Origin of the sequence: Elstera litoralis, from assembly GCF_000963705.1 — a bacterium.
Taxonomy (GTDB): Bacteria; Pseudomonadota; Alphaproteobacteria; order Elsterales; family Elsteraceae; genus Elstera; species Elstera litoralis.
On record NZ_LAJY01000178.1, the window covers coordinates 1 to 6483 of the forward strand.

At 61.9% G+C, this 6483-nt stretch carries 8 protein-coding genes; all 8 read left to right on the forward strand.

Features of this window, described 5'->3' with window-relative positions:
• A partial coding sequence (locus VZ95_RS07980) for a DUF2155 domain-containing protein (RefSeq protein ID WP_045775382.1) occupies window positions 1-399 on the forward strand: 399 nt, incomplete at its 5' end.
• A 94-nt stretch (window positions 400-493) separates the two neighbouring features.
• Window positions 494-2581 carry a S9 family peptidase gene (locus VZ95_RS07985; protein WP_045775383.1) on the forward strand — a complete coding sequence of 696 codons (2088 nt, stop codon included), beginning with the start codon at window positions 494-496 and terminating at the stop codon, window positions 2579-2581.
• Window positions 2581-2865, forward strand: coding sequence for an acylphosphatase (locus VZ95_RS07990; protein WP_045775384.1), 285 nt, complete (start codon window positions 2581-2583; stop codon window positions 2863-2865). Before VZ95_RS07985 ends, VZ95_RS07990 begins: the two co-directional genes overlap by 1 nt.
• Window positions 2866-2962: 97 nt before the next feature.
• Window positions 2963-4183, forward strand: coding sequence for a polyhydroxyalkanoate depolymerase (locus tag VZ95_RS07995; RefSeq protein WP_052711588.1), 1221 nt, complete (start codon window positions 2963-2965; stop codon window positions 4181-4183).
• Window positions 4184-4305: 122 nt separating this feature from the next.
• Window positions 4306-4890, forward strand: a complete 585-nt coding sequence (locus tag VZ95_RS08000; RefSeq protein WP_052711589.1) for a sigma-70 family RNA polymerase sigma factor — start codon at window positions 4306-4308, stop codon at window positions 4888-4890.
• 36 nt (window positions 4891-4926) lie between these two features.
• Window positions 4927-5232: a hypothetical protein gene (locus VZ95_RS08005; protein WP_045775385.1), complete on the forward strand. Its 306-nt coding sequence runs from the start codon at window positions 4927-4929 to the stop codon at window positions 5230-5232.
• Between the two features lie 24 nt (window positions 5233-5256).
• Window positions 5257-5700 (forward strand): periplasmic heavy metal sensor, encoded by a 444-nt coding sequence (locus VZ95_RS08010; RefSeq protein ID WP_084627651.1) that lies wholly within the window; start codon window positions 5257-5259, stop codon window positions 5698-5700.
• 65 nt (window positions 5701-5765) lie between these two features.
• Window positions 5766-6368: an EF-hand domain-containing protein gene (locus VZ95_RS21780; RefSeq protein ID WP_052711590.1), complete on the forward strand. Its 603-nt coding sequence runs from the start codon at window positions 5766-5768 to the stop codon at window positions 6366-6368.
• Window positions 6369-6483: the final 115 nt, after the last annotated feature.

Genomic DNA, 6483 nt, shown 5'->3' on the forward strand with positions numbered 1-6483 from the left:
CAGCAAGCAGCGCCGCGTCCGCCCGTAGCGCAACCCGTTCCGGCGACCCCGCCCGCAAAGCCCGCCGCCGTGTTGCAGGGCCTCGATAAGGTCACGGCGCGCGTCTCCAAACTCACTATTCCGGTTGGCGAGGCGGCGAATTTCGGCAGCCTCACGATCCACGTCGATGCTTGCATCAAGCGCCCGCCGGAAGAGCCGCCGGAAAACTCGGCCTTTTTACGCATCGTCGATCACCCGCCGCAGCCCGCGAGCCAGGGCAAGGCGACGCCAACACCGAGCGATCCCTTTTTAAGCCTGCCCGACCGTCTGATTTTTTCGGGCTGGATGTTTGCGTCCTCCCCGGCGCTGCACCCGCTGGAGCATCCGGTCTTCGATGTGATTGTGCTGGACTGCCGCTAACCTCGACGTTGGCCTTACCCTTCGAGCGCGCCGGGTTTGCGGCCCTCTCGGCCCAAATCCCCGCTGAGTTTTCTCTTAGTCTGGGATGCCCCACATGCTTCGCCAAAGCGATTTCCCGCCGCCGCCTGCCGCCCGTGCGAAACCTTTCACTCATCCCGACGGGCGGCCCGATCCTTGGGCGTGGCTGCGCGACCCCGGTTATCCCGAGGTCACGGACCCGGAGATTCTCGGCTATCTGACGGCCGAAAACGCCTATGTTGAAAGCGTGTTGGGCGGTACGGACGACCCGCGCCGGGCATTGCTGACCGAGTTGAAAAGCCGGGTGATCGAGGACGAGCGCACACCACCGGAATGGGATCATGGCGTCTGGCTATGGGGGCGGTATCAACCGGGGCAGCAATATGCCCAAACCTGCCTCGCCGGGTCGTTGGAGGAGGCGAAAGCCAATCGCGGCACGGTTATTTTCGATCAGAATCTGCGGGCGGAGGGGAAGCCCTATTACGCTCTGCGCGGGCTCGAACTCTCCCCCGACCGCCGCTTCCTGGCGGTGCTGGAGGATACCGACGGCTCGGAACGGTTAGTGCTGCGGGTCAGAGATTTGGCCAACGACAGCTTTCTGCCGATTGAAATCGGTGATTGCACTTACGGGCTGGAATGGTCGGCCGATAGCAGCCGGATTTTCTATGTCAAGCAGGATGCGCAACAGCGCCCGCGCTGGGTTTATGCCCATACGCTCGGCAGCGACCCCGCGACCGATACGCTGATCTATCACGAGGCCGATCCCACCTTCTACTTGGGGATCGAGCGTAGCCCGAGTGGGCGTTACCTCTTCATTGTCGTGGCGCAGAAAACCTGCTCCGAGCAGTGGATTTTGTCCTTGGAAGGGGCGGGTACGCAGCCGCGTTGCCTAAACCCGCGCCGCGCTAACCACGAGTACAGCGCCTTCGACCGCAATGGCGAATGGTTGATTCTCACGAACGACACGCACCCCAATTTCCGCGTGGTGCGGGCAGCGTTCGACCGTTTGGATGAGGCCGATTGGCAGGAGGTCATCCCCCCCTCCGATATGGTTTTCATCGAAGGGATTAGTGGGACCGCGCATTTTTGGTACGTCACCGAGCGCACCGACGAAGCGCGCAAGCGGGTTCGGATCATCACCGCCGGGCAGGACAGCGATGCGGGCGCGCAGGAAGTGACCTTCCCCGATGCCGCCTATGCTCTCTGGGTACTGCCTGGGTATGATTGGCAACGCCGAACCCTACGCCTGCGCTATGAAACGCTGGCGCGCCCGAAGACCTATTTCGACTATCACGTCGGCAGCAAACGCCTGGACATTGTTCAGCAGACCGAGATTCCCGGCGGGCACAACCCCGATGACTATATTGTCGAGCGCCTGTGGGCACCCACCCCCGATGGCGAGCGCGTGCCGCTCTCGGTGGTGCGGCGGCGCGATGTAGCGCTGGATGGGACGGCCCCGACGCTGCTCTACGGCTACGGCTCCTACGGCGCAAGCATGGATGCCGCCTTCAGCACCAATCGTCTGAGTTTGCTCAGCCGAGGTTTCGTCTACGCCCTCGCCCATATTCGCGGTGGGGAAGAGCGCGGGCGGCGTTGGTATGAGGACGGTAAGTTCCTCAAGAAGAAAAATACCTTCACCGACTTCATCGCCGCTGGCGAGCATTTGATTGCACAAGGCTATTCCCAGAAAGGCCGTATCGGCTGCATGGGCGGCAGCGCGGGCGGCATGTTGATGGGGGCGGTACTCAATCTGCGCCCGGATCTCTGGGGCGCGTCGGTGGCGCAGGTGCCGTTCGTGGACGTGCTCTCGACCATGCTCGACGATAGCCTGCCGCTGACGGCCTTCGAGTACGAGGAATGGGGCAATCCCAACGACCCCGCCTATTACGCCTATATGCAGAGCTATAGCCCCTACGATCAGGTGGCGGCGCAGGCCTATCCGCCGATCCTGATTACCGCCGGGCTCAGCGATCCGCGCGTTACCTATTGGGAGCCGGCGAAATGGGCGGCGAAATTGCGCGCCACCAAGACCGACGATTCGGTTCTGCTGCTGCGCACTGAAATGAGCGCCGGGCACGGCGGCGCGTCCGGGCGCTATAAGGCGCTGGAGGAAATCGCCGAAACCTATGCCTTCCTCTTCAAGGCGCTTGGGATCGCGGGTTGATGCGGGCGGTTCACCTCTTCATTGAGGGCCGCGTTCAGGGCGTCGGCTTTCGCGATTGGCTGCGCCGCGAGGCCGAGGGGCTCGGGCTCCACGGTTGGGTGCGCAATCGGGGCGATGGGCGTGTCGAAGCGCAGGCCCAAGGCGCGCCGGAGGCGATTCAGAAGCTCGTCGCCGCCTGCCATCGCGGGCCGGAGTTAGCGCATGTCAGACATGTGGAATTGGACGAGATTCCGATTAATTCGGCGCTTTCTGCCGAATTCGTGCGATTATCAACTGTTTCGTAACTGAGTCTCTTGTCATAATAATCTTGTCGGTTTGTTTGTGTAGGGTCACGGTAAACAGTAGCGCGAACCGCAGAACGCCACCGCGAGGGGTAAGACCATGTTTTTGTATCAGGCTTATAACGCTCAACAGGCTGCGATGGAGCCGTTGCGTTGGTTTGCCAATGAAGTCCGCACCTTTGCTGGACGTTCGGGTCTCACCTCCTCGATGTCCAACCCGATTATGGATGCCTTCACGGCGGCCTGCGATGTTGTCGCCGACGCCAAGCCGCTGCATGATCGACCCGATTACGGGATTCGCACCACTCTCGTGGATGGGCATATGGTGCCCATCGAAGAGGAAGTGGCGCTGCGCAAGCCGTTCTGCGATCTGCTGCACTTCAAAAAGCCGGGTGTGACCGGCCAGCCGCGCGTGATTGTGTTCGCGCCGATGTCGGGCCATTTTTCCACACTGCTGCGCGGGACGGTCGAAGCCCTGCTGCCGCAGCATGATGTGTATATCACCGACTGGGTGAACGCCCGCAATGTGCCGCTGTGGCAGGGGCATTTCGGCCTCGATGCCTTTATCGATTATTGCGTCGAGTTCCTGCGCCACTTGGGGCCGGATGTGACGGCGGTTGCCGTGTGTCAACCGGCAGTGCCGCTGCTGGTGGCCGTATCGGCGATGGCGCAGATGAATGATCCAGCGCAGCCGAAAGCGATGGTGCTGATGGGCGGGCCGCTCGATACGCGCGTCAGCCCGACCAAAGTGAATGAATTCGCTCAATCGGGCTCGATTGAAACCATCAAGCAGATGGTCATTACCCATGTGCCGCCACCCTATGCCGGGATGATGCGCGCCGTTTATCCGGGTTTCTTGCAGCTTTCGGGTTTCATGAGCATGAACATCGGTCGCCATGTGCGCGCCCATGTGGATATGTTCCGCAATCTGGTGAAGGGCGATGGCGAAAGCGTGACCTCCACCAAGAAATTCTACAAAGAATATCTGACGGTCATGGATATGCCCGCCGATTTCTATCTGCAAACCCTGACGGCCGTGTTCCAGAATTACGATTTGCCCTTGGGTAAATTCAAATATCGCGACATGCTCATCACCCCGTCGGCCATCGAGAAGACGGCGCTGATGACGGTGGAAGGCGCGGACGACGATATTTGCGGCCCCGGCCAAACCCAGGCGGCGCATATTCTCTGCTCGGGCATTCCGTCCGAACGGCGCATCGATTATGTCCAACAGGGCGTCGGCCATTACGGCGTGTTCAATGGCCGTAAGTTCCGCGAACAGATTCTGCCGCGTATCGCCTCCTTTATCCAAGCGGCGTAAGCCTCAAAAACCTGCGCTTCCCCCGCTGCCCGGCACTCGGAAATTTTTGCCGGGCAGCGCGCAGGGCTCGCCCATCCCCCCCGTATAAGGATAAGACGGACGGCGGCAGAGGGTACTTCTGAATGGTTCTATCGGCGTTTGGCCGATCCTGGCCGCGCTTCGGCAAACCCGAGGCGGGGGCAGAGGAGTCTGCGGTTTCTTCGTCCGCAGCGCAGCGGTTCGCCCGGATCGCGGCGGGGGATGCGCGCGCTTTCCGCGATTTGGTGGCGGAGCAAACGCCCCGGCTGCTGCGCCTTGCCATCCGGATGCTCGGCAATGCCTCGGATGCGGAAGAGGTGGTGCAGGAAGCCTTATTGAAGGTCTGGACCAAGGCTGCGCTCTGGGATGCGTCGCGTGGCCAGCCGGAAACCTGGATCTACAGTATTTGCACCAACCTCTGCCTTGATCGGCTGCGGCGGCCCAAACATATGGTGGCGTGGGAGGAGGGGTTCGATCCGCCCGATCCGACGCCGGGGGCCGATGCCGATTTGGAAACCCAGGCACGCGATCGAACGATCGCCGCCGCCATCGCCGCCCTCCCGGATCGCCAGCGCGCCGCTATTGTGCTGACATATCAGGAAGGCTCAGTAACGCCCAAGTTGCCGACCTGTTGGAGATGTCCGTCTCAGCGCTCGAAGCAGTGCTGGTGCGGGCACGCAGAACCCTGAGAGCCCGGCTCTCAACTTGGCTGGAGGAGGAACAGAATGACTAATCCATCCGGTCCCGACACGCTCGCGGACCTTCTAAGCCGCGCGGCCCCGGTGCCGTCGCCCGAGCAAACCGCCGCGCTTGAGAGCCGAATCCTCCACGCCGCTGACCGGGTTTCGATCCGCCGCGCGCCGCGAATTTGGCTGGTGCCGACCGCCGCGCTCGCGGCGAGCCTGTTTTTGGGGCTGGCGACGGGCTATGCCCTGGTTCCGGCGCAAACCCCGGCGGCCAGCGCCTCGCCGTTGATGCTTCTAACGTTGGGGCCAGCGGATATTTTTTCGAGCTGGTTCAATTTTCTCTAGGGCGCGGTTTTGGAGATTCGCAGAATGCGACAGTGGATAAAAATTGGCCTGTTGGTCTCGGTCGCCGGGAACCTGTTTCTCGGGGGGCTTTTGGTCGGCTCGGAGTTGCGCCGCCCGCCGAAGCCGCCATTCGGCCCGCCGGAGATGATGATCGAGCAGCTCGCTACCCGCCTGTCCGCCGCCGATCAGGCCGTTCTGAACGGGGTGATGGCGGAGGTGAGGGAGCGTTTCCGCACCTCGCGCGCAACGATTGAACGCGCCAAAGCGGCGACGGCGGATATTCTGGCCCAGGAGCCGCTGGATCTGGCGCGGCTGCGCCAGTCGGTCATCGAAATCGACGCGCAGATGCAAACCGTCGGCAAGGGCATTACCGACAGCCTCGTCGGCTCGGCGGAAAAATTATCGCCGGAGGGCCGGGCTTTCGTCGCCGATCTGCTGCGCCGCCCGCCGCCGCTCCCCCCGCGTTAAAGCCCCGGTATTACAGAGCGCAGGGTTTTGCCTCGGCCCCCCTTTCAGATAAACGAGGTAAACCCATGGTTTCCAGCATTGGAAGCGGCGGCTTTAGCGCGTCCGCGATTGCCCAACAGCGTCAACAGATTTTCCAGCGGGCCGACACGAATGGTGACGGCAAGGTCGATGCGTCCGAGCTTGAAAATGACCTAAAGTCGAATGCGCCGACCGACGCGCCGCAGGGCGTTTCGGGCAGCGCGCCGACCTCCGCCGAAATCCTCTCGCAACTCGATAGCGATGGCGACGGATCGCTCAGCGAAGAAGAATTCGCCAAAGCCTCGCCACCACCCCCGCCGCCGGGCGGTAAATTCGATAGCAGCACGGCTTCGACGCTGCTGTCGGCGCAGGAGGACGCCACCAACGCCCTGCTGAAGCTCTTCGAAAAATCCGATGCGAACGGCGACGGCGAAGTGACGGAGGATGAATTCACCTCCTACATCAACGACGCGGTCGACGATGAAGAGCTGAGCGCCAGCGAAACCTTCGCCAAAGCGGTTAGCCAGCTCTTCCAGAGCCAGGATACCAATGGCGACGGCGTGGTGAATGCGCTCGACACCCAGTCGAGCACTTCGGATAATTCCTCGTCGTCAAACGCCAGCGACACCGCGACCGCCGAAGCGGCCTGACTCTAATCTTTCCGTTGTCGCGTTAAAAACTCCCATCCAAGGGCACGCGCCTTTGGGGGAGTGCCGCCCTCTTTTCGCCTGAAAARRRRAAAGGGGGCGGTTTTTATGTCCCTCT